Origin of the sequence: Streptomyces sp. 3N207, from assembly GCF_052246355.1 — a bacterium.
Classification (GTDB): Bacteria; Actinomycetota; Actinomycetes; order Streptomycetales; family Streptomycetaceae; genus Streptomyces.
The window spans coordinates 378,985-404,546 of the sequence record NZ_JBQQBV010000002.1 but is presented as its reverse complement, the minus strand read 5'-3'; the positions used below and the strand labels follow the sequence as shown (position 1 = coordinate 404,546).

The following is a 25,562-nucleotide window of genomic DNA, read 5'->3' as shown; positions in this document are numbered from 1 at the left end:
CCCGGCCCGCCGTACCGACTGACCGGTCGGTACGCGCCGGGTGGGCCGCGGCGAGACGCTGCTGGAACTCGTCCACGTCCAGCCGTACTTCGGCGACGACTTCGGCAGCACCTCGGCCGTCTGCTCGCATTCGGCGTCCGAGGCCCGCGTCTCCGGCGTCTCCGCTGCCATACCGCCGCCTACGTCATAACGGCCGGACGGATGAGCAAATCAGGGGCCGCCCGAGAAGCCCAGCAGCCACTCGCCGAACACGACGAGGACGAAGCCGAGCGCCAGTACCGCCGTCGCCACCCGGGTGCGGCCCCTGCGGCTGAGCGCGATGGCCGTTCCCGAGAGGATCAGCGCGATGCCGTAGAAGCCGACGGTGAGCACCGAGGGCGCCGAGCCCAGCCGGATGACCAGAGCTACGGCCACCGCGAGCATGACGACGGCGGAGACGACTATGCGTATGCGCCGCGCCTGGCGCGGTGTCAACGCCGGCCGCTCCGCCTCGCCTTCCCCGAGCTCCCCGTCGCGCCCGAACTCCCCGCCCGGCCCGGACTGCTCGCCCGCCCCGGACTGCTCCGTCGGCCCGGACTGCCCGCCTGCTCCGGCCTGTTCCTTCGGCGCGGGCCGATTGTCCTGACCCGGCCGCTCGTCCGCCCCGGGCCGGTCGTCCTGGCCGGAAGCCTTGCCGCGCCCCGAGGGTTCCTGTCGGGCGGAAGGTGCTTGCTGGCCGGAAGGCTTGCGCTGCGCAGCCTGCTCATCCGGCGTGCGCTGCCCGGACTGCCCGTCCGGCTCGGGCCGCTCCTCAGGCGCCGCGGCTCCGCCGGCTCCGCCGGCTCCGCCGGCTCCGCCGGGCTCACCGGCCCCGCCCGGCTCGTTCGACCGGTTCGCCTCGCTCGGCCTGCCCGGCTGGTTCGACCCGTGGGGTTCGGGCACGGCTCCGGGATCGTCGGTACGAACACTGGCGTCCGCACGAACGCCGGCGTCGGAGCGGGCGGCGCGGTCTTCGGTGCGGGCACGGGCTGGCGAGGAGGGGGAGTTGGCTTCCGGCATGTACGGGAGCGTATCCCTCCCCGGTGCCGGGCGGGACCCTAGGCCACCACCCGCGAAGACCGCACCCTGCTCACTTCTCTTGCGAGTCGCCCTTTTTGCCGCCCGCCCAGGTGCGCAGCGCCTCGCGACTGTCGAACTCGCCCAGGTTGGTGTCGATCGGGTCGCTCGTGTACTGGTGGAAGCGCCAGCGGTGCTTGATGTCGGGCTCGCCGGGCTTGCCGTTGTACTGCGCGATCCACAGGCCGTCGCCTGCGAACGACGTCTTGTCGCGGTTCAGCCAGAAGTCCCGGTTGCAGTACAGCAGGACCTTGTGGCCGTCGGCCTTCTCCTGCACGTACTTGATCCACTCGTCCTTCTCGTCGTTGCTGACCTTGGGGTCCTCCCAGTCCAGCGCGAGCATGTCGCCCGCGACGAGGTTGATCTTCGAGAGGAAGTAGTCGGCCTGGGTCTTCATGCTGCCCGGCCTGACGAAGTGGTAGAAGCCGGTGACCAGGCCCGCGTCGCGGCCGGTCTTTCGCTGCTTGACCCACTTGGGGTTGGTGTAGGACTTCCCCTCGGTGACCTTGATGAAGACGAACTCGATGCCCCGAGTGCTGTAGTCCTCGGGCTGGTACGAGGAGACATCGATCCCCTTGATCATAATTACGCGCCACCCACTCTCTTTTCACTCTCTGCACGATGCTGATTACGCTTTGATACCCGCTGAATGTCACACCGTACCCCCGCACGGGACCTCGTCCGGCCGGAAGTTGTTGAACGGGTTGAGCGGGATCGGGGCGCCTCGGCGCGTCAGAAGGTGCGGCGGGTGTGGTGGGAGCGCAGGATCGGGTACTGCGAGACTTGCGGGACCACTTGCCACTGTTGACATCGGCGTTACGGAGAGACATCACGATGGCCACCACACGCACCGCCCACACGGTCTGGAACGGCAACCTGACGGAGGGGTCGGGCACCGTCACCTTCGACTCCTCGGGCATCGGCCAGTACCCGGTCTCGTGGGCGTCGCGCGCCGAGGAGCCCGGCGGCAGGACCAGCCCGGAGGAGCTGATCGCCGCCGCCCACTCCAGCTGCTTCTCGATGGCGCTCTCCAACGGTCTCAACAGCGCGGGCACGCCGCCCACCAGGCTGACCACCAAGGCCGCCGTGGACTTCCAGCCGGGCACGGGCATCACCGGTATCCACCTGACCGTGGAGGGCGAGGTTCCCGGCATCGACCAGGCCGCGTTCGCCTCCGCTGCCGAGGAAGCCGCCCAGAACTGCCCGGTGAGCCAGGCGCTGAAGGCCACTCCGATCACCCATGAGGCCAAGCTGGTCTGACGACCCGCGTCCCGGCCGGGTCGCGTCCCGGGAGGAGACACCATGCCGGAGCTTCCCGAAGTAGAGGCACTGCGGGGCTTTCTGGCGGAACGGCTGACCGGGCGCACTGTCCGGCGCGTTCTGCCGGTCGCGATCAGCGTGCTCAAGACGTACGACCCGCCGCTGGACACGCTGGAAGGCCGGGCCTTCACCGAGGTCGTACGGCATGGAAAGTTCCTCGACCTGGCGCTGGGCGGGGAGCAGGACGGCAGTCGTCGGCCGGACGACGGAGTGCATCTGATCGTCCATCTCGCCAGGGCGGGGTGGCTGCGGTGGCAGGATGCCCTGCCCGCCGCACCGCCGCGCCCCGGCAAGGGCCCGCTCGCGCTCCGCCTGGAGCTGACCGGCGAGCCGGCCGAGGGGTTCGATCTGACCGAGGCGGGCACCCAGAAGCGGCTCGCGGTCTATGCCGTACGGGACCCGGAGGAGGTGCCCGGGATCGCGCGGCTCGGCCCCGACCCCCTCTCCCCCGCCTTCGACCGCGAGGCGTTCGCCGCTCTGCTGGCGGGCCGACGGCAGCAGATCAAGGGGCTGTTGCGGGACCAGTCGGTCATCTCGGGGATCGGCAACGCCTATTCGGACGAGATCCTGCACGCGGCGAAGATGTCGCCGTTCCGGCTCGCCGCCGAGCTGTCCGACGAGGAGGTCACCACGCTCTACACCGCGCTGCATGAAGTCCTCGTCTCCGCGGTGGAGCGGGCGCGGGGGCTGTCGGCTGCCGAGCTGAAGGCGGGCAAGCGGCTCGGGCTGCGGGTGCACGGCCGCGCGGGCGAGCCGTGCCCGGTGTGCGGGGACACCATCCGTTCCGTCTCGTTCCGCGACTCGACGCTGGAGTACTGCCCCACCTGCCAGACCGGCGGGAAGCCCCTCGCGGACCGGCGGCTGTCGCGTCTGCTGAAATGAGGGCCGTACCCGAACTACCCGTCGGTAAGGCCGGTAAGGGCCCTTGGGCCCGGAGAGGTTGCTGTGGTTGAGGACGCCGAGGCAGCGGAGCGAGACCAGCGAGAGTTCGATGTCATCCTGTACGGGGCGACCGGATTCGTGGGTGAACTGACCGCGCAGTACCTGGCCGCGCATGCGCCCCGTTCCTGTCGCTGGGCGCTGGCCGGGCGCAGTCAGCAGAAGTTGACGGCTCTGCGCGACCGTCTGGCCGCGGCGCACCCGCACACTGCCGAGCTGCCCTTGGTGACCGCCGACGCCGACGATGCCCGCTCCCTGGCCGAACTGGCGGCCCGCTCCCGGGTGGTGGCCAGCACCGTGGGCCCCTACCTGCGGTACGGCACCCGGCTGGTGGCCGCCTGCGCCGAAGCCGGTACGGACTATCTCGATCTCACAGGCGAGCCGGAGTTCGTGGATCTGATGTATCTGCGGCACCACTCCCGCGCCAAGCAGACCGGTGCGCGGCTCGTGCACGCCTGCGGCTTCGACTCGGTACCGCACGACCTGGGCGCCCGCTTCACCGTGGAGCAGCTGCCGGTGGGCATGCCGCTGAGCGTGGACGGCTTCGTACGCTCCAACGCGGCCTTCTCCGGCGGTACGTGGGGAAGCGCGCTGCTGTCCTTCTCCCGTGCCGACCGGATGCTCCGCACCGCCAAGTCCCGCCGCGCCGCCGACCCACGCCCTGTGCACCGTACGATCCGCACACCCACCGGCAGGGTGCACCGCGAGGACGAGCTGGGTCTGTGGGCCGTGCCGCTGCCGACGATCGACCCGCAGATCGTGGGGCGCTCGGCCGCCGCGCTGGAGCGGTACGGTCCCGCCTTCACCTACCGCCACTACGCGGCCGTACGGCGGCTGCCGGTCGCCGTCGGCGGCATCGCGGGCGTGGGCGGCCTGTTCGCCGCGGCGCAGCTGCCGCCCCTTCGGCGCTTCCTCGCCGCGCGGCTGGCCCCCGGCGAGGGACCGGACGAGCAGCGGCGGGCGCGCAGCTGGTTCTCGGTGCGCTTCGTGGGCCGGGGCGGCGGGCGCCGGGTGGTCACGGAGGTCGCGGGCGGTGACCCCGGCTACGACGAGACGGCCAAGATGCTCGCCGAGGGTGCGCTCTGCCTCGCCCACGACAACCTGCCGCCCACCTCGGGCCAGGTGACGACCTCCGTCGCGATGGGCGAGGCGCTGACCGGCCGACTGATCCGCGCCGGACTGGAGTTCCGCGTACTGGAAGACTCCGAGGACTGAGCTACGGCAACGCCGGCGAGCTGTGCTGGTACCCGCAGGACGTCGCGGGGACTGACGCCGGGCGTCAGGCCACGGTTCCGTCCACATACATCCAGACACCGTCCACCCGGGTGAACCGGCTGCGCTCCTCCTGCACTCCGGGCTCGCCGTCAGCTCCGAGATAGTGCGCACGGAACGTGACCGTTCCCTCGTCGTGGAAGGCGCTGCCGCCGGAAGTGGCGAGGATCTCCAGTCCGGTCCAGCGGGGGCCACCGCTCAGGTCGAGGGTCGCCGGGCGGGTGTCCGGGTGCCACGTGCGCAGCAGATACGCCGTCTCCCCCAGCGCGAACGCGGCGTAGCGGGAGCGCATCAGCTCCTCCGGGGTGGCGGGCGCCGCATCGCCGCGGTGGAAACGGCCGCAGCACTCTGCGTAGCGGGCGGCTCCGCAGGGGCAGACCGAAGGCGGGGCGGGGCGGCGTGCTGGGCGGGCGGATTTGCGTCGGGCCATGTGTTCATGATGCCGGACCTATGGACAGCGGGCTGTTCTCGAACCAACCTTGCGGAACGATCAGTTCGGCACGGGTCTGTTCGAGGGCGAGGGTGAGATATGTACCGGCCTGACCTGTCCCCCGTGGCCGACAGCCTCGCGCTGTCCGCCTTGGTGGGAGCGCTGCCCCTGCTCACCCTGTTCGTACTGCTGGGGGGTCTGCGGCTGAAGGCCCACTGGGCAGGGCTCGCCGCGCTGGGCACCTCGGTGGTGGTGGCGGTGTGGGCTTACGGGATGCCGGTGGACCTGGCGCTGCTGGCCGGGACGGAGGGGGCGACCTTCGGACTGTTCCCGATCATGTGGATCGTGCTCGCCGCGCTGTGGGTGCACCAACTCACCGTCACCAGCGGCCGGTTCGCGGATCTGCGGCGCGCCTTCAACCTCGTCAGTGACGATCCGCGAATCCAGGCCCTCATCATCGCCTTCTGCTTCGGCGCGCTGCTGGAGGCGCTGGCCGGGTTCGGCGCCCCGGTGGCGATCACCGGTGTGATGCTGATGGCGCTCGGCTTCTCGCCGGTGCGGGCCGCCGTCACGGTGCTGGTGGCCAACACCGCTCCGGTGGCGTTCGGGGCGATCGCGACGCCGATCATCACCGCGGGCACCCTGACCGACATCGACTACACGGACATCGGTGCGTACGTCGGCCGCCAGACACCGCTGCTGGCGCTGTTCGTCCCGCTGCTGCTGGTGGCGCTGGTGGACGGGGTGCCGGGCCTGCGGCAGACGTGGCCCGCCGCGCTGGTGTGCGGAGGGGCTTTCGCCGTGGCGCAGTTCGTGAGCGCCAACTACATCTCCGTGGAGCTCACCGACATCATCGCCTCGCTGGTCGCGCTGGGGGCCGTCGTCGCCTTCCTCCGCGTCTGGCGGCCGGCCGAGAGCGAGCGGGTACGGGAGGAGCTGCGCCGCGCGGCGGAAAGCGAGCGCCAGGAGGCGGCGGGCGGCAGCACCGGGCCGTCCGGCGCGGGGCCGACCGGCGCCGGGGTGCCCGACGAGGGGGTGCCCGGCGAGGGGTCGCCCGACGGGGTGGAGCGGGACGGTGGGGCCCGGCCGCTGTCCGGGGCCCGGATCGTGCTGGCCTTCGTTCCGTATCTCATCGTGATCGCCGTCTTCTCGGTCGCCAAGCTCTGGGAGCCCGCCAAGGAGTTCCTCGCCGACAGCGATGTGTCGGTGCCGTGGCCGGGGCTCGACGGGGAGGTGCTCACGGCCTCCGGGGAGCAGTCCTCCACCACCACGTACGTCTTCCCGTGGCTGTCCTCCCCCGGCTCGCTGCTTCTGCTGTGCGGGGTGCTGGTGGCCGCCGTCTACCGGGTGCGTGCGTGGGACGCGGTGCGGGAGTTCGCCCGTACGGTGCTTACGTTGCGTTGGGCGCTTCTCACGGTGGGTTCGGTGCTGGCGCTCGCGTATGTGATGAACCTGTCCGGCCAGACCATCACCATCGGCACCTGGATCGCGGGCGCGGGTGCGGCGTTCGCTTTCCTCTCACCGCTCCTCGGCTGGCTCGGCACCGCGGTGACCGGCTCGGACACCTCGGCCAACGCGCTGTTCGCCACCCTTCAGCAGACCGCGGCCGACAAGGCGGGGCTGGACCCGACGCTGCTGGTCGCCGCGAACACCTCCGGCGGGGTCGTCGGCAAAATGATCAGCCCGCAGAATCTGACGATTGCAGCTACTGCGGTGGGGTTGCTCGGCAAGGAGGCCGTCCTTTTCCGGAAGGCCATCGGCTGGAGCGCGCTGCTTCTCCTGGCCATCTGCCTGTTGGTGCTGCTCCAGTCGCATGCGCTGGCGTGGATGCTGCCGTAGCCGGTCGGTCCGGAACAGGGCGTAGCCGGTCGGTCCGGAACAGCGCTGAGGCCCGCACCTGGTCGGTGCGGGCCTCAGTGATGGTGCTATGCGTCAAGCGTCAGCTTCACGCGGGGGTGATGTTCTCCGCCTGCGGGCCCTTCTGGCCCTGCGTGACGTCGAAGTTGACCTTCTGGCCTTCGTGGAGCTCACGGAAGCCCTGGGCCGCGATGTTCGAGTAGTGGGCGAAGACGTCGGCGCCGCCGCCGTCCTGCTCGATGAACCCGAAGCCCTTTTCCGAGTTGAACCACTTCACGGTGCCGGATGCCATCTTCTTCTCCTTCAGGGTGGCTGGGAGTCGCACACCTCGTACGCTCCGCGTCGCCGCAATGACCCCTTCCAGAAAGGCTCCGGAAGACAAAACACGCCCGAGCCACAAAGCTCAGGCGCGCATAAGTATGGGTACCAAAACTGCAACAACTTCACCCTACCACGCCCGACGCAGGGGTGCGTTGTCGCAGTTCAGCGGCCTCGGCGCGCAGCGGTCAGCGGTGGCCCGCATGGCCCCCATGACCCCCGTGGTCCCCATGGTCCCCGTGGCCCGGCACGGTGCCGTCCGGTTTGGCGATCAGCAGCAGGCCCGCCATACCCATGTCGGAGTGGCTCTGGACGTGGCAGTGGTACATCCATGCGCCCGCTCCCACGCCCTCCCCCGCGATGAGCTGGAAGCCGAAGGAGTCCGCGGGGCCGGTGATCTTGTTGTCGATGATCCGGCTGGTGTCCTCGGGGCCCTCCAGCAGTCCGGTGCGGTTGTCCGCCCAGCGGTGACCGTGCACATGGAAGGTGTGGTAGTACTCACCGTGCGTGATCATGATGATCTCGATGCGGTCGCCCACCGTCGCCTTGAAGTCGGGGCCCTTCTTGAGGTTGTTGGTGGTCATGTCGTTGAAGACGATGGTGAACTGCCGGTCGGGGTCGGGCAGGATGTCGCCCTCGCGGCGCACGATCACGGGCCCGTAGAGGCCGTTGCGGATTCCTCCGGTGCCGTGCTCGGTGCCGACGACGTGATCGTGGTAGTGCCAATAGCCGGCGCTGCCGGGGCGCCAGGTGCCGTCCTTGCGGCGGCCGGGCTTGTGGGTGCGCCAGGTGTAGGTGCGCTTGCCGCCGGGCTCGACGTGGCTGTTGTTCATCTTGGTGCCGTCGTTGGCGATGTCGTAGTCCACGCCGTGCGGGTGGAGGCTGGCGGCGACATCCATGGTGTTCTCGAACTCGATGTGCAGGGTGTCGCCCTCGATCAGCTCGATGAGCGGGCCGGGGACGGTGGCCTTGCCCTTCTCCAGGCCGTAGCCCATCTGCCCGTCGGAGAGCTTCTCGGCATACATCTTGATCCGCCGGGTCTCGCCGCCCTTGCCCGCCCGGCGTACGGCCGCGGAGCGGACGGGTGCGGCCGTGGACGACGTGGTCGCGGCGGTCAGCGCGCTGCCGCCGACCGCTGCGACGGCGCCTGAAGCCAGCAGACCTCTGCTGAAGGAACGGCGGCTCGGGGTGCTGGAGTTTCCGCTCATCGTTCTCGTTCTCCCCGGATACGTGAGGCGTGAGGCGTGGCGTGAGGTGTACGGGGTGCTGAACGGTGCGCCGTACGAGGCGAGTTGAGGACGGCCGAGGGGGACGGTAGCGCCGACGGCACTGTTTATCCACACTCAGGACAAAGTTCGTCGAGTTGTGGTCATAGACCTTGGCGAGCCGCCGAAAGAGGTCTAGCTTCTGCCACGTTTCTGTGACGGAAGAGGGGTGGATCACGCATGCGGCTCCAACCGCACCCAAAACGGGCGAGACCCCGGCGCAGAAGGATTGCCGCGCTGCTGGCCGGTGCACTCGCCGCCGGGCTGCTCGGCGCACCGGCGCTCGCGGCTCCGCCGCCGGGAGCACCCGCACCCAAGTTGGCGCTGCCGAGCCCGCCGGGCAGCGAGGACGTACGCGTCCTGGTCTTCCACGGCGCGACGGGTGAGGAGTCCCCCACCGTCGACGCCGCGATCGAGGCCATCGAGAAGATCGGGCAACAGGGGCCGGTCCAGGAGCGGTTCACGATCCAGGCCACCGACGACCCGGCGATCTTCACCAAACCGCGGCTGGGCCGCTTCAACGCGGTTGTCTTCCTCACCGGTGACGGCGATGTGCTCGACCCCGAGCAGGAGGCCGGGCTGGAGAGCTTCATGGAGGCGGGCGGCGGCTTCCTCGGTATCCATGATGCGGCGCGCGCCGAACCGTACTCGGACTGGTACTCCGGGCTGATCGGCGCCCGCCCCGCCGAGCACAGCCCGGCGAAGGTGCAGCGTGCCGTCGTCGAGGTCGGCGACCGGCAGCACCCGGCGACCAAGGAGCTGCCCGTCGAGTGGAAGCGCCCCGACAAGTGGCTCAACTGGCGGGAGAGCCCCTCAGGGAAGGTGCACACGGTCGCACGGGTCCGTACCAACAGCTACGACCCCGGTCAGGACGCGGGCAGTTGGGACCACCCCGTCTCCTGGTGCCGCGACTACGACGGCGGCCGCTCGTTCTACACCGCCATGGGCGGCACCAGGTCCAGCTTCGCGGAGACCGACTTCCGCAGCCATCTGCGGGGTGCGCTGATGTGGACGACACGGCTGGCGCGGGCCGACTGCCAGGCGGCGATCTCGTCCAACTACGAGGCGAAGCGGTTGACCAAGCCCAACCAGCCGGGCCAGTCGGACCAGATCGGTGAGCCGCACGGTGTGGTCACGGCGAAGGACGGCCGGGTCTTCTACATCGGCCGCGGCGGCGGCGACGCCGACCAGCCGGTGGTCACCGACTGGAACGACCCGGACATCGGCAAGGGCAAGGGCCAGGTGCACATCTGGAACCCGAAGACGGAGAAAGTCACCCTCGCGGGCGAGCTGACGGTCTTCGGCAACAAGGGCGGCGGCGACGAGCTGGTCAAGAACGAGGAGGGGCTGCTCGGCATCGAGCTGGACCCGGACTTCGCCGAGAACGGCTGGGTCTATCTGCACTACACGCCGCACAGCGAGATCGACCGCGAGACGCATATGGCCGAGCGACGCGTCTCCCGCTTCACCCTGGACAAGGCGACCGACAAGCTGGCCCTGGACTCGGAGAAGGTGCTGCTCAAGTGGCCGGTCCAGATCCACAGCTGCTGCCACGCGGGCGGCGGCATGGCCTGGGACTCCAAGGACAACCTCTACATCGCAACGGGGGACAACAACTCCTCCCGGTTCAGCGACGGTTACTCGGGCAACAATCCGGAGCCGAACTTCAAGGGCGTCTCCTTCGCCGACGCGCGCCGTACCGCGGGCAACACCAACAACCTCAACGGCAAGATCCTGCGTATCCACCCCGAGGACGACGGCACCTACACCCTCCCCAAGGGCAACCTCTTCACCGGCAAGGAGACCGATGAGGGCGGCGGCAAGACCCGCGGGGAGATCTATGTGATGGGCGTGCGCAATCCGTCGCGGATCGCCGTCGACAAGAAGACGGACACCCTGTACGCGGGCTGGGTCGGCCCCGACGCGCAGACGCCGAGCCCGACCTGGGGTCCCGCGAAGTACGACACCTTCGCCAAGATCACCAGCGCGGGCAACCAGGGCTGGCCGTACTGCATGGGCAACAAGCAGCCCTACCGCGACCGCAATCTGCCCGACCCGAGCAAGCCGCTGGGCTGGTACGACTGCGACCATCTGAAGAACGAGTCGCCGAACAACGACGGTCTGGTCAACATCCCGCCGGCCCGCAACAACAACATCTGGTATTCCCCGCAGGGCGGAGGTCCCGACTTCCCCCGCGACGAGAACGGCGTTCCGAGCTACCAGCAGGCCGAGCAGAAGCTCACCCTCTCCTGGCTCAAGGGCGGCGGCCAGGCGGCGATGAACGGGCCGCTGTACCGGTACGACGACGAACTCCCGTCGCAGCAGAAGTGGCCCTCCTACTGGGACGGCAAGTGGTTCGTGGGCGACTTCTACGACGGTGACCAGCCACGGCACGCACTGGTGATGCCCGAGGGCGACACCGTGGGCGCGCTGCCAGCGCACCCGGAGAGCCTGGACCGGATCGTCCCCGTCGGCGAGGGCGGCATCCGCAACCTCATGGACTGGAAGTTCGGTCCGGACGGGGCGCTGTACGTCCTGGACTACGGGCGCGGGTTCTTCACCTCCGACGAGAAGTCGGCGCTGTGGCGGGTGACGTACAAGGGCGGCGAGCCGACGCCGAGCCCTGAGGACATGGCCGAACCGGCACTGCGGAAGGGGACGGGCCGATGACGGCGAGCGCACGGGTGAGGCGCCGGCAAAGACGGGAGCGGCGCAGACTGCTGACGGCCCTGCTGGCGGCGCTGCTGATGGTGCTCGGTCTCACCTCCGCCACGGCGTGGGGCAAGGGCTCTGCTCCGGCCGGGACCGCAGGCGCCCAGCGGGGCGGGGCCGGGGCAGCTGAGCAGGTGCTGACCTGGACCGCCGACGACGACATGACGAAGTACGCCTCGGCGCCGACGACCGCGGTGGCGGGCAAGGCGACGATCGTCTTCGAGAACAGCGCGGCCACCGGCAACACCTCCGGTATGTCGCACACCCTCACCTTCGTCACCTCCGACCCGGACTACAACCAGGACGTCGACCTCAACATCCTGGCCTCGCCCAACGACGCGCAGGGCGGCAAGCACACGGCGGAGGTCACCCTGACCCCGGGAACCTACAAGTACCACTGCACCATCCCGGGGCATCAGCAGATGCAGGGCACCCTGGTGGTGACCGGCGGCGATCCGGGTGAGGACACCACGCCGCCGCAGACCTCCGCCACGGTGGAGGGCGACAAGGACGAGGCCGGCAACTACCTGGGCAGCGCGACGGTCACGGTGACGGCCTCGGACGCGGGTTCGGGCGTCGACACCGTCGAATACGCCCTCGGCAGCGGTGACTTCCAGCCCTACACCGCCCCCGTGACGGTCACCGACCCGGGCACGCACACCGTCCGCTACCGGGCCAAGGACAAGGCCGGGAACACGGCGGAGGAGAAGGCGGTGAGCTTCACCGTCGTCGAGCCGCCGGATGTGGACACCACGCCGCCGACGACCCAGGGCAAGGCCGAGGGCAGCAAGAACTCGGACGGCAACTTCGTCGGCAAGGCCACGGTCACGGTGACCGCGGCGGACGACAAGTCCGGCGTGGCGAAGATCGAGTACTCGCTGGACGGCGCGCCGTACGTCACCTACTCCGGGCCACTGGTCGTCGACCGGGCCGGCCATCACGCGGTGACGTACCGCGCAACCGACAAGGCGGGCAACACCTCCGAGCCGCAGAAGGTGTCCTTCCGCGTCGTGGCGGGCGGCGGGGTGCCCGCTCCCGACTGTCCGGAGTACGACGAGCGGGAGACGGTGATCGTCGGCACCGTCGACACCGGCGTACCCAATCGGATGACGAAGCGCCGTTGCACCGTCAACGAGTTGATCGAGGACGAGAAGGAGTGGACGTCACAGGCTCTGTTCCTCAAGCACGTGCGCGGTGTCACCGCGCAGCTCGTCAAGGAGGGCGTGATCGTCGCCCGCGAGCAGCAGCTCATCAATCGCGCCGCGAAGAGTTCCGGCATCGGCACCCCCGGCCAGAACACCGGCTACCGCGATCTGTTCGACGGCAGCAAGGAGTCCTTCGCCAACTGGGAGCAGGTCGGCGGCGGCAGGTTCGGGCTCAACGACGACGGCACCATGACCAGCGATGCGAAGGTCGACGGCATGGGGATGCTGTGGTATCCGAAGCGGAAGTACGCGGACTTCTCGCTGAAGCTCCAGTTCCGCGACGACGCACCGGGTGAGGGCCGGGCCAACAGCGGCGTGTTCGTGCGGTTCCCCGATGTGCACGACCACCCGGAGGAGTCGCGTCCGGAGTGGGTGGCCATCAAGTACGGCCACGAGTTGCAGATCCTGGACCGCCCGGACGGGGACATGTACAAGACCGGCTCCGTCTACGGGTTCGACCGCGTCGGCCTGGCGGGCGCGGGCGTCACCCCGAAGGGCACCTGGAACGACTACGAGATCCGGGTGATCGGCCAGCACTACGAGATCTACCGCAACGGCAGGCTGATCAACGAGTTCGAGAACGACCGCGGCCAGGTCTTCGAACCGCCGCGGGGCGACGACCCCGGCACCGACGGTCGCCGCTACGCCTCCGGCTATCTCGGCCTCCAAGTCCACGGGGCCACTGACGTGGTGTCGTTCCGAAACGTGCGGCTCAAGGAGTTGTAGGGCCCCGCATGGTGTTGCCCTGCGTTGCGCTGCGCGGTGCTTTGCGGGGCAACGCTTGGGCTGCGCGGCGCTTTGCGGCCCAGCGCTTGGGCTGCGCAGCGCTTTGCGGCGCAGCGCTTTGCGGCGCAGCGCTTTGCGGCGCAGCGCTTTGCGGCGCAGCGCCGGCTGCGCTTGGGCAGTCTGCGCCAGGGGCGCAGGGTGGGCAAGCGCAGCGGCCACCGGGCCGCAGACGGCAAAGAAACGGCCCGCACCCCCCGGGCGACGGCCGCCCCTCGGAGGGGCCGGCGCATCGTCGCCGGGTGCGGGCCGGTGGGCTGCGCTTGCCAGCCCTGCTCCCCCAAGCTCTTCGAGCAGGGGGTACCCCCACGCGCAGACCTCCCAAGCACAGCAGCGCAACGCGGCGCGGCGCGGCGCGGCGCGGCGCGAGGGCGGCACCGCACAGCGCAGCACAGCGCGAGGCGGCACAGCGCAGCGCAACGCGCGCGGGGAGTCAGGACGGGCGTTGGTCCGGGATGCCCATGTGGGAGGCGAACTCTTCGGGGGCGCCGTCATAGCCGCGGAGCACGACGGTGTGGTGCCACTCCCCCGCCTCGCCGCGGACGAACTCGGCGACCGTCGCGGCCGTGGAGCGCGCGACGCCGGAGAAGTCGTTCGCGGACAGCTCCTCGTAGCCCTCGCGGATCTGCACCGCTGTGTTGGGCACCTGGTCGAACGTCTTGCGGCCCTCGCCCTGCTGGATGGCGACGCCCACGACCACCCGTGCGTAGGTGTCGGCCAGCCGCTCCAGTTCGAGGGTCATCACCTCGTCGGAGCCGAACCCCTGGCCGGTCTTGCTGTCCCGGTTCAGGGTGATGGTGCCGTCCGGCGAGCGGCTGTCGAAGTGGACGAGGTAGGCGGGCTCACCGTAGGGGGCGTCCGCGGTGTACGTGGCGGCCACTATGTCGAGGTCGTGCGGGGGCTCCCCCATGGGGCTGGGGTCCCATTTGAGGGTGACCTCCACCTTGCCGATCCCTTTGTTGAGACTGCTCATCCTGCCCCCTCCTGCTGACGGGCCGCGCGCTGCAACCGACCGAACGTGCACGGCAGTTCCATCCTGCCATGTCGATCGTGTCCCGCTCAGGGCCGCTTCCGGGTGACACGGGAGCGCTCGAAGCCGGTCCACACGGCGTCGACCGCGGCCGACACCACCTTTTCGCGGGGCACTTCGGGGCGTTCGTGCCACCACAGGGCCAGCCCCTGGAGCACGCTGCGGCACACCTCCCAGGCCATCTCCGCCTCGATCCGGGTCTCTTCGTCGGGGGCCTTGTCGGGGGCCTCATGGAGGGGGATGCCGACCAGCCGGGCGAAGAAGGGGAGCAGCGCGTCGCGGCTCTCGGCGATGACGGCCTGGTGGTCGGCGCGGACCGCGGCGTCCCCCGTGGTGTCGCGGAAGAGCATCCGCCAGGCGTAGGGGTGGGTCTCGATGTAGCGGAACCAGGCGTCGAAGGCCCGGGCCACCTCCTCGGTGCCCAGCTCCTTTGGCGCACCGCCCGCGCCGGGGTCGGGGAGCCGCTCGCGCCACAGTCGGCGCAGGTCGGCGAAGTGCCGTTCCAGCAGGCGGCGATGGAGCTGGCGCTTGGAGGAGAAGTGGTCGTAGACGACGGGCACCGAGACGCCGGAGCGGCGGGCGATCTCCTCCATCGAGGCGCGCTGGTAGCCGTGCGCGGCGAAGACCTCGGTGGCGGCCTCCTCGATGACGGTACGGCGCTGCTCCGCGCTCATGCGCTTGCGGGGCTTGTCGGTTGACAACCTAGCAGTCCTTAGGTTTAGTCAGCTCAGAAGAACCTAGCAATGACTAGGTTACTGGTCAGGCTACGGCACGTGCAGCACGCGGACAACGCGAGGGGCAGCGATGAGCAGCGGTGACGAGCAGTACGACGTGGTCGTGGTCGGGGCCAGATGCGCGGGGGCTCCGCTGGCGACGCTGCTGGCCCGGGAGGGGTTCGAGGTCTGTCTGGTGGAGAAGGCGGAGCTGCCCTCCGACACCCCCTCGACCCATGTCTTCGAGGCCGACGCGCTGTCCTTCCTCGACTCGCTCGGCGTTCTGGACGAGCTGCGCGCGACGGGTGCCCCGATGATCGCGCGGGCCGACGCACGTGTGGGCGATGTGCGCTGGCCGGCGACCTGGCCGGTGCGCCCGGGCGATCCCGGCGGAGTGATGTCGGTGCGCCGCTTCCGGCTCGACCCCGTACTCGTCAGGGCCGCCCAGGACGCGGGCGCCGCGCTGCTGACCCGTACCGCGGTGACGGACCTGGTCAGGGCGGAGGACGGCAGGGTGACGGGAGTCCGGGTCTCCTCGGCCACGGGGGGCGAGGAGACCCGGAGCGGCACCGGGACGGCGACCCGGGGCGGCGCCGGCGAGGAGCGGGTGCTGCGGGCCCGGCTGGTGGTGGGTGCCGACGGCCGCGCCTCCACCGTCGCGCGGCTGGCGGGCGCCCGTTCCTACCATGTGACGCCCAATCAGTTCGCCTTGTTCTGGGGCTACTTCGCGGACGCCGAGATCGGGGATCCGACCTTCGTCTTCCACCGCTGGGCCGACCGCGTGGTGCTCGGACTGCCCACCGACGACGGGCTCTACCAGGTGCAGGTGGGGGTCGATCCGGCCCGGCTGCGCGAGTTCCGCGCCGGGCTGCCCGGCAGCCTGCTGGAGTACGCACGGGCCTCCGAGCCGGTGGCCAAGGCGCTGGCCGGCGCCCGGCTGGTCGGTGAGCCGCACGGGACGACCCACTGGAAGGGATACTTCCGCGAACCGACCGGCCCCGGCTGGGTGCTGGTGGGCGACGCGGGCCACTTCAAGGACCCGACAGCAGGACGTGGTATCGGCGATGCCTTCCTCCAGGCGGCTCGGCTGGCGGAGACCGTCGCCAGGCAACTCGGCGCGGGCGGCGGGGACACGGCAGAGCTGGACGAGGCACTGCGCCGCTGGGGCGCGTGGCGGGACGCGGAGTTCGTGGAGCCGTACTGGTTCGCGACCGACATCGGCAGCCTCGCACCGCTGCCCGCCGTCCTGCCCGAGGTGCTGCGCGGGATGCGTCGCGCAGGCGTGGCCGACAGCCTCTTCGAGATGGTCAACCACCGGGCGATGCCCACCGACATCGTCACCCGGCCCCGGCTGCTCGCAGCGGTCGGCCGACTGCTGGCCCGCGGCCGGGTGGGCGTCCTGCGGGAGGTCGCCCAACTGGCCGCCACCGACCGTCGGCGAGCTGCCCTGGGCCGCCGCCCCCGGTACGAGACGGACTGAGCCGAACCTTCAGCCGCTGCCCTCCCTCAGAAGGGCCAGCAGTTCCTCCTCCGTCGGCTCCTCGTGCAGGACTTGGCGGCCGTCGAGGAGGAAGACCGGGCCCGTTTCGCTGCCGAGCAGCCGCGTGTGGGCCAGTTCGGCATCGAGCTGGCCGGTGAGATCCGGTTCCTGTCGTACGCCCTCCTCGGCTGCCAGCCCGGCCAGCACCGTGGGGTCGGCGATATGCAGGCCGTCGGTGAAGTAGGCGCGGAAGAGGCGGGCGGCCATCCGGAGCGCGCGGCCCTGGGCGGCGGCCTGGGCCGTCAGATGGTGGGCCGCGTAGGTGTTGGTGAAGACCGCGCGGTCGAAGCGGAAGGTGAGGTCGTCGGCCGCGCCCAGGGTGCGGTCCGCGCGGATGGCGCGGGCGATCTCCTCGCCACGCTCGCGGCGGTGCACCTCGAACAGCGGCTCGCCCCGGGCCGGTGCCTCGGGCCGGATCCGGAACGGGCGCAGGACGAGTTCGGCCGCGCCGCCCTCCGCGCGGTGACGCGCGACGGCCCGCCGCAGCCGGGTGAAGGCCAGGTAGGAGCGGGCGCAGACGAGGTCGTGGACGAGCTCGACACGGGGCACGTCGTGCGTCCCCCGGCCGCTCACCACGGCAGTGCCCCGTGGTCGGCGAAGCAGCCGCCGGTGGGACCGTCCGGACCGACGCGGGCCATCCGCACGATGATCTCGGCGCCCTCGGAGACCGTCCGCCGACCGCGGTGGCCGTTGAAGTCGGTGGCGGTGAAGCCCGGGTCGACGGCGTTGATCCGGAAGCCGGGCAGGGCGTGCGCGTACTGGGCCGTGACCATGTTCAGGGCCGCCTTCGACGAGGCATAGGCGAGCGCCGGCAGCCAGTCGGGCACGGCGACCTCGCGGACCTTCGGGTCGCCCACGGCCCCGATGCAGCCCAGCCCGCTGCTGACGTTCACCACCACGGGTGCCCGCGAAGCGCGCAGCAGCGGCAGAAAGGCGCGGGTGGTGCGGACGACGCCGAAGACGTTGGTGTCGTAGACCGTGCTCATGTTGGCGGCCGTCGTCTCCTCGGCCGTCATGACAGCTCCGGAGACGCCCGCGTTGTTGACGAGGACGTCCAGGTGCTGCTCGCGTGCGCCGAGCAGTTCGGCGGCGGCTCGTACGGACTCCTCGCTGGTGACGTCGAGCGGCAGCAGGCGCCCGCCCGTCTCGCGTACCGCGCGCTCACCGCGTTCCGGGTCGCGGGCTCCGAGATAGACGATGTGGCCCTCGGCATGCAGCCGGCGGGCCGTCTCCAGGCCGAGGCCCCGGGTGGCGCCGGTGATCAAAGTGACCGGGCCGGTCGGTGTTGTCGGTGTGTTGCTCATGGCTCCCACCCTGGTGCGGGACGGCGATCACCGGGAGTAGCCGGTTCTTCCTGGGAAAAGCAGTACCAGGGCCGGCCCTTGCCCTCCGCAGCGCGGCCCGCAGACTGGACGCATGAGCGAGCTGGGCCGCACGTTGCGGCGGTGGCGGGACCGGGCGGACCCGGCCGACTCCGGGCTGCCCACGGGCCGGGCGCGCAGAGCAGCCGGGCTGCGGCGCGAGGAGCTGGCCGGGCTCGCGGGCATCTCGGTGGACTACGTCGTACGGCTGGAGCAGGGCCGCGCCGCCTCGCCGTCCGGACAGGTGCTCGCGGCGCTGGCGCGGGCGCTGCGGCTGTCGGAGGACGAGCGGCGCCACCTCTTCCTCCTGGGGGGCCGCGCGCTGCCGGACGGCGGACGGCTGCCCAGCCGGCTGTCGCCGGGCGTGCGACGGCTGCTGGAACAGCTGGCGGGCACGCCGGTCAGCGTCTACGACGCGGCGTGGACACTGCTGGAGTGGAACCCACTGTTCGCCGCGTTGATGGGTGATCCCTCGCCACTGCGCGGGCGGGAACGCAACGTGCTGTGGCAGCACTTCACCGGGCGGCCCACTCGCGTACGGCACACCGCCGAGCAGGCGGCGCGATTCGAGGTGGCCGCGGTGGCCGACCTGCGCGCGGCGACCGCCCACTATCCGTCCGACCCCGGACTGCACGGCCTGGTGGCCGAACTTTCGCAGCGCAGCCCCGTATTCCGGCAGCTGTGGGAGGAAGGCACGGTCGGCAGGCACACCATGGACACCAAGACGGTGGACCATCCGGAAGTCGGCGCGATCGTGCTGGACTGCGATGTCCTGGTAGCGCCCGACAGCGATCTGCGGGTGGTGCTCTACACGGCGGCGCCGGGTACGGACGCGGCGGAGAAGCTGGCGCTGCTGGGCGTGGTGGGTATCCAGCCGCTCTGGGCGTAGCCGAGTGCGGGAGGGAAGATTCCGCCCCGGCGTCCGGCCACCCCGCCAAGAGCGGTAGCGTGACCGTTCGATCATGGTCAGGGGCCTCGGTACGGGAACGGCGGGGCCGGGAACGGGGCGCGAGGGTGTACGCGGTAGGCGAGCAGGACGATCACGACGACATCTTCCCCGTGATCGAGTACGCGGGTGACGAAGGCTGTTGGAAGGCCCCGGCCGATCTGGAGCGGCGGCTGTACAAACTGCACGAGGTCGACGAGAGCTACACCTATCTGCGCGCCCTCGCCGAACACGGCGTCTACCATCCGGTGCCGATCGAGCAGGCCGATCGGAACCCCGCCGAGCGGCAGATGCTCACCAGCGAGATCACCGGTTCCGACGGCATCGCCAGGACCATCACCCAGGTCTACACCGACGGCGTGCTGCCCCGCCCGCACCCGTACGTCGTCTACGAGTTCATCACGCTGGGCACCCTCGCCGACATCCTGCCGCCCGAGGTGGATGTGCTGGTCGTCAACGCGGCGACGCCCTGCCAGGAGATGTTCCAGGTGGACGACGAGGAGCGGGAGGTGTGGTCGGACCTGCACGAGGAGCTGTTCGACCCGCATGCGCTCACCGACCGCCTCGTCACCCGCCGCACCGGGGCCCCGGAGCAGGGCCCGTTGCTGCACGGCCTGGCCTGCGGGGCCCACCTGTGCTACGGCAACGGCGACCCGTGGAACACCCTGGACTGGCACGGCGCCGGCTACAGCGCCGAGATCGAGCGGCTGGAGGAGAGCTGGGGAGTCAGCAGCAGGGAGGACTGGCTGGAGACCCAGCAGCGGCTGCTGGAGTGCGAGATCAGCCCCTGGTTCTGGGACTTCGTGCTGGGCGCCCGGATCGCGCTGCAGAAGGAGCACGGCGGTCGCGGCCCGGTGGACGCGGGTCTGTGGCGGGACAGCGTCGAGGCGACACTGCGGCACGTCATCGACGCGCCGCCCGGGCCGGAGTTCGAGACCTTCATCGCGGACATGCGCGAACTCGTCGGCAAGATCCTGCGCTACGAGGCCCGGTTCCGCGCCGACGAACTGCTCGGTCCCGACGAGATGGTCCGTACGATCGCGGCCTGGGATCTGGGCCGGGCCTCCAAGATGGCCCGCTGGGGCCGTGGCGCCCGCTATGCGACCCGCGCCGAGATGTACGACGCCATCGACCGGGTGAGCGCAGGCGTACGGAGCACCTACCGCTCCTGGGCGGAGTTCTCGGCGGCGTATGTGATGGGCCGCTGTCTGCACTTCGACGAGGAGCGGTTCGGCGAGTGGTACACCGAGGTGCTGGAGGCGCACCGCGCGCTGCTGCGGGCGCCCGCCGGCCCGTGGAACACGGTGCCGTTCCAGCTGCCGGGCTAGCGCCGTAACCGACTGCGGGTCCTTTGTGGCTGGTCGCGCAGTTCCCCGCGCCCTTCGGGGCGCGTCTCCCCCTGCTGTGCTTGGGAGGTCTGCTCCCCCAAGCTCTTCGAGCAGGGGGTACCCCCAGGGCGCAGGGCTGGCAAGCGCAGCCCCCGCGCCGGGTGCGCAGCGAAGTGGGCCCGCCTGGTCAGTCCCGTACTGCCGCTATCGCCTCGATCTCGACCAGCTGATCGGTGTAGCCGAGTACGGTGACGCCCATCAGTGTGCTGGGGACGTCGTGGGCGCCCATGGCGTCGCGGTAGACCTCCCAGGCCGCCACCAGGTCTTCCTGCCGGCTGGAGGCGACCAACACCCTGGTGCTGATCAGGTCCTGGAGGTCCGCGCCCGCCTCGCCGAGGGCGGTGCGCAGGTTGTCCACCGCCCGGGCCGCCTGTCCCGCGTAGTCGCCGACGGGGGTGACGGTGCCGTCGGCGGCCAGCGGACAGGCCCCCGCGAGGAAGATCAGACGGGCTTCGGGTGGTGCCGTGGCCGCGTAGGCGTACTCGGCCACGTCGGAGAGGGTTTGGGAGCGGATCAGGGTCACGGCTCGCGCCACGAGGGGTCCCTTCGGGGGCGTCAGTTGGGTCCTCCGGTACCCCAGCGCAGGGCCGCTGCCCGCGCAACCGGTTATTCGCCCCGCTTGAGGCGTCCGATCAGCTCCGCGTCGCAGAAGTCCAGGAAGCCCCTGGGATCCGGGCCCGCGTTCATCAGGACCAGACGGTCGTAGCCGGCCTCCGCGAAGGGCTTGGCGACCTCCAGGAAGCGCTGCGGGTCGTTGCCGCAGGCGAAGCGCTCCCGGATGTCCTCCTCGCGGACCTGCGCCGTGGCGGCCTCGAAGTTGACCGGGTTGGGGAGTTCGCTCATCACCTTCCAGCCGGCCAGCGCCCAGCGGAAGTACTTCAGCGCCGACTGGGCGCCCTCGCTCTCGCTCTCCGCCCAGGCCATCGGCACCTCGGCGTAGCCGGGCCCGGTACCGCCCGCCTCCCGGTAGTGGCGCACGATCTCGGGTTTCTCCTCGGTGGCGAAAAGCGCGTCGCCGAGTTCGGCGGCGATCCGGCAGGAGGCGGGGCCGCCGGCGGCGACCGCCATCAGCGGCGGTTCGGGAGGCAGGTCGAAGACGCGGGCGTCCTCGAGGCTGAGGTACTTGCCCTCGTAGGAGCGGTAGCCGCCCTGCCACAGCAGCCGGATGATCTCCAGGGCCTCGCGCAGCCTGGCGTGCCGTTCCGACACGGCGGGCCAGCCGACCCCGGTCACGTGCTCGTTCAGACGCTCCCCCGAGCCGACGCCGAGTACGAAGCGGCCCTCGGAGACGAGCGCCATCGTCGCGGCGGCCTGGGCGACGATGGCCGGGTGGTAGCGCATGCTGGGGCAGGTGACACCGGTGACCAGCCGGATACGCTCCGTCTTGGCGGCGATGGCGCCGAGCACGCTCCAGGTGAACGCGGAGTGGCCCTGGTCGTCCAGCCACGGATGGTAATGGTCGCTCATCTCGACGAAGTCGAATCCGGCGGCCTCGGCGGCGATGGCCTGGCGGATCAGTTCCTGGGGACCGTACTGCTCGGTGGCGAGCTTGTAACCGATCTGCATGTGTGCTGCTCCTTGGTCGCTCTCCCCCCTCGGGTACCTCCGCTTCCTCTCGCACACTCGCACCGTCCCACTGCCTGCGACGGGTGTGACACGGCGGATGCGGGGAACCGCCGGGTACCGACACCTCCGTCCGAAGGAGAGCGGGCATGGACACACTCTCGGATCTGTCGGTGCTGGTGACAGGCGGCTCACGGGGGCTGGGGCTGCTGCTGGCCCGGCAGTGCGTGGAGCGACGCTGCGACGTGACTGTCGCGGCGCGGGACGAGGAGGAGCTGGACCGCGCCGTCGGACTGCTCCGCCGCAGGGCACGCGGCACCACCGTGACCGGACGGGTGTGCGACGTGACCGACCGGGCGGCCGTCCATGAGCTGGTGGAGGGCACCGCGACCGACCAGCGGGGCCTCGACGTGGTGATCGCCAACGCCGGGAACATCCAGGTGGGGCCCGCGGAGGAGTCGGGCACCGAGGCGTTCCGCAGTGCGATGGAGACGATGTTCTTCGGCTCGCTGCACACCGCGATGGAGTCCCTCCCGCACCTGCGGGACAGCCCGGCGGGCGGACGGCTGGGGGTGATCGGCTCGGTGGGCGGACTGCTGCCGGTGCCGCATCTGCTGCCGTACTCGTGCGCGAAGTCCGCCGTCGCAGCACTCGCGGACGGGCTGCACGCCGAGCAGGCCGAGCACGGGGTCAGCGTCACCGCCGTCCATCCGGGCCTGATGCGGACAGGCTCGCACCACCAGGTGGAGCTGTCCGGCGACGAGGGCAAGGAGTTCGCCTGGTTCGCCACCCTCGCCGGGCTGCCCGGCCTGTCCATGGACGCGCTGCGCGCCGCCGAGCGCATCGTCCGGGCGCTCGAGCAGCGCCGGACGCGGGTGGTGCTGACGCCTGCGGCGCACTTGGGTGCCAAGGCGTACGGGGTCGCCCCGGCGTTGGTGACCCGCACCAATGAGCTGGTTTCTCGGCTGCTGCCCGAGCCGGACGACTCCGGCCGGGAGGGCCGTTCCCGTTGGCAGTCCGCGGTCAGCGCGCTGAACGACCGTGCGGCGCAGCGGTTGAACCAGACCCGTGCGTAGTGGTTGCGGCCGTCGCAACTTCCGCCCGACCCTCGCCGTCGTGGCGCGCCGCCGTACCACGGCCGCAAAGAACCTGGAGGACACATGAGGGCTCTCACCTATCAAGGGAAGCGGAACGTCAGCGTCGAGACGGTGCCGGATCCGGAGATCACGGAGCCGGACGACATCATCGTGCGGATCACCACGAGCGGGATCTGCGGATCGGACCTCCATGTGTACGAGGTGCTGGGGCCATTCCTTGCCGAGGGCGACATCCTGGGGCATGAGCCGATGGGGGTGGTCGAGGAGGTGGGGCCGGAAGTCGCGGCCCTCTCCCCCGGGGACCGGGTGGTCGTGCCGTTCAACGTCAGCTGCGGCACGTGCTGGATGTGCCAACAGGGGCTCCAGTCGCAGTGCGAGACCACACAGGTGAGGGAGTACGACAGCGGCGGTGCACTGTTCGGCTACAGCAAGCTGTACGGCCAGGTGCCGGGCGGCCAGGCGGAGTTCATGCGGGTGCCGTTCGGCAACCATCTGCCGGTGAAGGTGCCGGACGGGCCGCCGGACGAGCGGTTCGTGTATCTGTCCGACGTGCTGCCGACCGCGTGGCAGGCGGTGGCCTACGCCGACATCCCCAAGGGCGGCAGCGTCACCGTGCTGGGTCTGGGCCCCATCGGCGACATGGCGACCAGGATCGCGCTGCACCAGGGCGCTGAGCTGGTCATCGGCGTGGATCTGGTGCCCGACCGCCTGGAGCGGGCCCGCGCGCACGGCGTACACACCCTGGACCTGCGCGAGTATCACGATCTGGGCGCTGCCGTACGGGAGTTGACGCAGGGCCGGGGCACGGACGCGGCCATCGATGCGGTCGGCATGGAGGCGCACGGCGCACCCCTGGCCAAGGCCGCGCACCAGGCGGTCGGCCTGTTGCCGGATGCACTGAGCGCCAGGGTGATGCAGCGCGCCGGGGTCGACCGGCTGGCAGCGCTGAACGCGGCGTTCGACGTCGTACGACGCGGCGGCACCGTCTCGGTCTCCGGCGTCTACGGGGGCGCCACCGACCCGCTGCCGATGCTGAAGCTGTTCGACAAGCAGATCCAGCTGCGTATGGGCCAGGCGAACGTGCGCAACTGGGTGGACGACATCATCCCGCTGCTGACCGACGAGGACCCGCTGGGCGTCGACCACTTCGCGACCCACTCGCTCCCCCTGGAGAAGGCGCCGCGTGCCTACGGCACGTTTCAGCGCAAGGAAGACGGCATGGTCAAAACACTGCTGAAGCCATCGGCGACCTGAGCTGCCGCCCCTACGCCGGGGCAGCGGCGTCCTCCCCGCGCAGATCCCTGATCCGGCGGAACTTGCCGACGGAGCGCTCGATCGTCTCCGGATCGACGACGCGGGCCTCAACCGTCACCCCGATGCCCTCCTTGATGCGGCGGACGATGGTGGCTGCCGCCTTCTCCCGTTCCGCGGTCGTCGCCACCGGGCGGGCTTCCACCAGGACGGTGAGGTGGTCCAGCCGTCCCTGCCGGGTGAGCTGGAGCTGGAAGTGCGGGGCCACAGCGGGGATGTCGAGGACGATCTCCTCGATCTGGCTGGGGAAGACGTTGACGCCGCGCAGGATGATCATGTCGTCGCTGCGTCCGGTGATCTTCTCGATACGGCGGAACGCCGGCCGCGCCGTACCCGGGAGCAGCCGGGTCAGATCCCGGGTGCGGTAGCGGATGACGGGCAGCGCCTCCTTGGTGAGCGTCGTCAGCACCAGTTCGCCCTGCTGCCCCGCGGCGTACGGCTCCTCCCCCAGCGGGTCGACGATCTCCGGGTAGATGTGGTCCTCCCACAGGTGAAGCCCGTCCTTGGTCTCCACGCACTCCTGGGCGACCCCGGGCCCCATCACCTCCGAGAGCCCGTAGATGTCCACCGCGTGCAGAGCGAACCGCTCCTCGATCTCCCGCCGCATCGCCTCCGTCCACGGCTCGGCCCCGAAGATGCCGACCCGCAGCGAGGTGCCGCGCGGGTCGACGCCCTGGCGTTCGAACTCGTCCAGCAGCGTGAGCATGTAGGTCGGCGTCACCATGATGATCTCGGGCCGGAAATCCTGGATGAGCTGCACCTGCCGTGCCGTCATCCCGCCGGATGCCGGAATGACGGTGCAGCCGGCGCGCTCGGCGCCGTAGTGCGCCCCCAGTCCGCCGGTGAACAGCCCGTAGCCGTACGAGACATGCACCTTGTGCCCGGGCCGGCCGCCCGCAGCGCGGATGCAGCGCGCCACCAGGTCGGCCCAGGTGTCGAGATCGCGCTGGGTGTATCCGACGACCGTCGGGCGCCCGGTCGAGCCGCTGGAGGCGTGGATACGGCGCACGTCCCCCATGGGCACACCGAACATGCCGAACGGGTACGTCTCGTGCAGGTCCGCCTTTGTCGTGAAGGGGAACTTCGCCAGATCGTCCAACGTGCGGCAGTCCTCGGGCCGCACCCCTGCCGCGTCGAACTTCTTCCGGTACAGCTCCACGTCCGCGTACGCGTGCCGCAGTGTGCTCTGCAGCCGCTCCAGTTGCAGGTGGCGCAGCTCCTCGGCGCTCAACCGCTCGCCGGAATCGAGTAGTTCGTCCGTCATCTCCGAGCCCCCGTTTCGGCGGTGATCCGCATCCGCACGGTCGCAAACCCTTCGCCCATCTCGACCCGTTCGGTGCCCGGCGCGGTGGCGGCCCGGTCGGCGCCGAGGATCGCTTCCGCAGGTCCGCGCTCGGTTTCCGCACCGTCCCCCACC

Annotated in this window: 25 protein-coding genes; 12 read left to right on the top strand and 13 right to left on the bottom strand. The window is 70.6% G+C overall.

Annotated elements, in window-relative coordinates; all coding sequences use genetic code 11:
• Window positions 1-40 precede the first annotated feature (40 nt).
• Window positions 41-190, top strand: coding sequence for a hypothetical protein (locus tag ACTWP9_RS04590; RefSeq protein WP_443244651.1), 150 nt, complete (start codon window positions 41-43; stop codon window positions 188-190).
• Window positions 191-210: 20 nt separating this feature from the next.
• Here ACTWP9_RS04590 and ACTWP9_RS04585 read toward each other — a convergent pair whose 3' ends face one another.
• Window positions 211-1,038 carry a hypothetical protein gene (locus ACTWP9_RS04585; RefSeq protein ID WP_443244650.1) on the bottom strand — a complete coding sequence of 276 codons (828 nt, stop codon included), beginning with the start codon at window positions 1,036-1,038 and terminating at the stop codon, window positions 211-213.
• A gap of 70 nt (window positions 1,039-1,108) precedes the next feature.
• The gene (locus ACTWP9_RS04580; RefSeq protein ID WP_443244649.1) at window positions 1,109-1,678 is read right to left on the bottom strand and encodes a glycoside hydrolase family 25 protein; all 570 of its coding nucleotides are present in this window, start codon (window positions 1,676-1,678) and stop codon (window positions 1,109-1,111) included.
• 251 nt (window positions 1,679-1,929) lie between these two features.
• Here ACTWP9_RS04580 and ACTWP9_RS04575 point away from each other — a divergent pair, with 251 nt between their 5' ends.
• The 3 genes from ACTWP9_RS04575 to ACTWP9_RS04565 all read left to right on the top strand — a co-directional run bounded on the left by ACTWP9_RS04575 (window position 1,930) and on the right by ACTWP9_RS04565 (window position 4,569).
• Window positions 1,930-2,355, top strand: coding sequence for an OsmC family peroxiredoxin (locus ACTWP9_RS04575; protein WP_443244648.1), 426 nt, complete (start codon window positions 1,930-1,932; stop codon window positions 2,353-2,355).
• Window positions 2,356-2,397: 42 nt separating this feature from the next.
• On the top strand, window positions 2,398-3,297 hold the full coding sequence (locus ACTWP9_RS04570; RefSeq protein ID WP_443244647.1) for an Fpg/Nei family DNA glycosylase: 900 nt from the start codon (window positions 2,398-2,400) through the stop codon (window positions 3,295-3,297).
• Between the two features lie 63 nt (window positions 3,298-3,360).
• The gene (locus ACTWP9_RS04565; RefSeq protein WP_443244646.1) at window positions 3,361-4,569 is read left to right on the top strand and encodes a saccharopine dehydrogenase family protein; all 1,209 of its coding nucleotides are present in this window, start codon (window positions 3,361-3,363) and stop codon (window positions 4,567-4,569) included.
• Between the two features lie 64 nt (window positions 4,570-4,633).
• Here the strand turns inward: ACTWP9_RS04565 and ACTWP9_RS04560 are convergent, their stop codons facing one another.
• Window positions 4,634-5,056: a YchJ family protein gene (locus tag ACTWP9_RS04560; RefSeq protein WP_443244645.1), complete on the bottom strand. Its 423-nt coding sequence runs from the start codon at window positions 5,054-5,056 to the stop codon at window positions 4,634-4,636.
• Between the two features lie 99 nt (window positions 5,057-5,155).
• On the opposite strand from ACTWP9_RS04560, the gene ACTWP9_RS04555 reads away from it, so the two are divergent.
• Window positions 5,156-6,895 (top strand): L-lactate permease, encoded by a 1,740-nt coding sequence (locus ACTWP9_RS04555; protein WP_443244644.1) that lies wholly within the window; start codon window positions 5,156-5,158, stop codon window positions 6,893-6,895.
• Between the two features lie 106 nt (window positions 6,896-7,001).
• Here ACTWP9_RS04555 and ACTWP9_RS04550 read toward each other — a convergent pair whose 3' ends face one another.
• Window positions 7,002-7,205: a cold-shock protein gene (locus ACTWP9_RS04550; RefSeq protein WP_030405997.1), complete on the bottom strand. Its 204-nt coding sequence runs from the start codon at window positions 7,203-7,205 to the stop codon at window positions 7,002-7,004.
• Window positions 7,206-7,419: 214 nt separating this feature from the next.
• The gene (locus ACTWP9_RS04545) at window positions 7,420-8,439 is read right to left on the bottom strand and encodes a multicopper oxidase domain-containing protein (protein ID WP_443244643.1); all 1,020 of its coding nucleotides are present in this window, start codon (window positions 8,437-8,439) and stop codon (window positions 7,420-7,422) included.
• A 237-nt stretch (window positions 8,440-8,676) separates the two neighbouring features.
• On the opposite strand from ACTWP9_RS04545, the gene ACTWP9_RS04540 reads away from it, so the two are divergent.
• On the top strand, window positions 8,677-11,166 hold the full coding sequence (locus ACTWP9_RS04540; protein ID WP_443244642.1) for a ThuA domain-containing protein: 2,490 nt from the start codon (window positions 8,677-8,679) through the stop codon (window positions 11,164-11,166).
• On the top strand, window positions 11,163-13,139 hold the full coding sequence (locus ACTWP9_RS04535) for an OmpL47-type beta-barrel domain-containing protein (protein WP_443244641.1): 1,977 nt from the start codon (window positions 11,163-11,165) through the stop codon (window positions 13,137-13,139). The genes ACTWP9_RS04540 and ACTWP9_RS04535 overlap by 4 nt, the downstream gene beginning before the upstream one ends.
• A gap of 490 nt (window positions 13,140-13,629) precedes the next feature.
• Here the strand turns inward: ACTWP9_RS04535 and ACTWP9_RS04530 are convergent, their stop codons facing one another.
• Both ACTWP9_RS04530 and ACTWP9_RS04525 read right to left on the bottom strand, forming a co-directional pair.
• Window positions 13,630-14,169 (bottom strand): TerD family protein, encoded by a 540-nt coding sequence (locus ACTWP9_RS04530; RefSeq protein ID WP_443244640.1) that lies wholly within the window; start codon window positions 14,167-14,169, stop codon window positions 13,630-13,632.
• A gap of 86 nt (window positions 14,170-14,255) precedes the next feature.
• Window positions 14,256-14,927, bottom strand: a complete 672-nt coding sequence (locus ACTWP9_RS04525) for a TetR/AcrR family transcriptional regulator (RefSeq protein WP_443244639.1) — start codon at window positions 14,925-14,927, stop codon at window positions 14,256-14,258.
• Between the two features lie 103 nt (window positions 14,928-15,030).
• Here ACTWP9_RS04525 and ACTWP9_RS04520 point away from each other — a divergent pair, with 103 nt between their 5' ends.
• Window positions 15,031-16,419 (top strand): NAD(P)/FAD-dependent oxidoreductase, encoded by a 1,389-nt coding sequence (locus tag ACTWP9_RS04520; RefSeq protein WP_443244638.1) that lies wholly within the window; start codon window positions 15,031-15,033, stop codon window positions 16,417-16,419.
• A gap of 9 nt (window positions 16,420-16,428) precedes the next feature.
• Here ACTWP9_RS04520 and ACTWP9_RS04515 read toward each other — a convergent pair whose 3' ends face one another.
• Together ACTWP9_RS04515 and ACTWP9_RS04510 are read right to left on the bottom strand one after the other, a co-directional pair.
• Window positions 16,429-17,028, bottom strand: coding sequence for a DsbA family oxidoreductase (locus ACTWP9_RS04515; protein WP_443244637.1), 600 nt, complete (start codon window positions 17,026-17,028; stop codon window positions 16,429-16,431).
• A 20-nt stretch (window positions 17,029-17,048) separates the two neighbouring features.
• On the bottom strand, window positions 17,049-17,783 hold the full coding sequence (locus tag ACTWP9_RS04510) for an SDR family NAD(P)-dependent oxidoreductase (RefSeq protein ID WP_443244636.1): 735 nt from the start codon (window positions 17,781-17,783) through the stop codon (window positions 17,049-17,051).
• Between the two features lie 112 nt (window positions 17,784-17,895).
• Here ACTWP9_RS04510 and ACTWP9_RS04505 point away from each other — a divergent pair, with 112 nt between their 5' ends.
• Both ACTWP9_RS04505 and ACTWP9_RS04500 read left to right on the top strand, forming a co-directional pair.
• On the top strand, window positions 17,896-18,729 hold the full coding sequence (locus ACTWP9_RS04505) for a helix-turn-helix transcriptional regulator (protein ID WP_443244635.1): 834 nt from the start codon (window positions 17,896-17,898) through the stop codon (window positions 18,727-18,729).
• Between the two features lie 59 nt (window positions 18,730-18,788).
• On the top strand, window positions 18,789-20,114 hold the full coding sequence (locus ACTWP9_RS04500) for a DUF1266 domain-containing protein (RefSeq protein WP_443244634.1): 1,326 nt from the start codon (window positions 18,789-18,791) through the stop codon (window positions 20,112-20,114).
• Window positions 20,115-20,301: 187 nt separating this feature from the next.
• Here ACTWP9_RS04500 and ACTWP9_RS04495 read toward each other — a convergent pair whose 3' ends face one another.
• Window positions 20,302-20,709, bottom strand: a complete 408-nt coding sequence (locus tag ACTWP9_RS04495) for a RidA family protein (protein ID WP_443244633.1) — start codon at window positions 20,707-20,709, stop codon at window positions 20,302-20,304.
• A gap of 71 nt (window positions 20,710-20,780) precedes the next feature.
• Window positions 20,781-21,740 (bottom strand): TIGR03557 family F420-dependent LLM class oxidoreductase, encoded by a 960-nt coding sequence (locus ACTWP9_RS04490; RefSeq protein WP_443244632.1) that lies wholly within the window; start codon window positions 21,738-21,740, stop codon window positions 20,781-20,783.
• Between the two features lie 146 nt (window positions 21,741-21,886).
• Between ACTWP9_RS04490 and ACTWP9_RS04485 the strand changes: the two genes are divergently transcribed.
• Both ACTWP9_RS04485 and ACTWP9_RS04480 read left to right on the top strand, forming a co-directional pair.
• Entirely contained in the window at window positions 21,887-22,813 is a 927-nt protein-coding gene (locus ACTWP9_RS04485) for an SDR family NAD(P)-dependent oxidoreductase (protein WP_443244631.1), read from the top strand.
• Between the two features lie 84 nt (window positions 22,814-22,897).
• Window positions 22,898-24,088, top strand: coding sequence for a zinc-dependent alcohol dehydrogenase (locus ACTWP9_RS04480; protein WP_443244630.1), 1,191 nt, complete (start codon window positions 22,898-22,900; stop codon window positions 24,086-24,088).
• A gap of 10 nt (window positions 24,089-24,098) precedes the next feature.
• Here the strand turns inward: ACTWP9_RS04480 and paaK are convergent, their stop codons facing one another.
• A complete protein-coding gene (gene paaK, locus ACTWP9_RS04475; RefSeq protein ID WP_443244629.1) occupies window positions 24,099-25,409 on the bottom strand; it encodes a phenylacetate--CoA ligase PaaK in 1,311 nt (436 codons plus the stop codon).
• Window positions 25,406-25,561: a hypothetical protein gene (locus ACTWP9_RS04470; RefSeq protein ID WP_443244628.1), complete on the bottom strand. Its 156-nt coding sequence runs from the start codon at window positions 25,559-25,561 to the stop codon at window positions 25,406-25,408. The genes paaK and ACTWP9_RS04470 overlap by 4 nt, the downstream gene beginning before the upstream one ends.
• Window position 25,562: the final 1 nt, after the last annotated feature.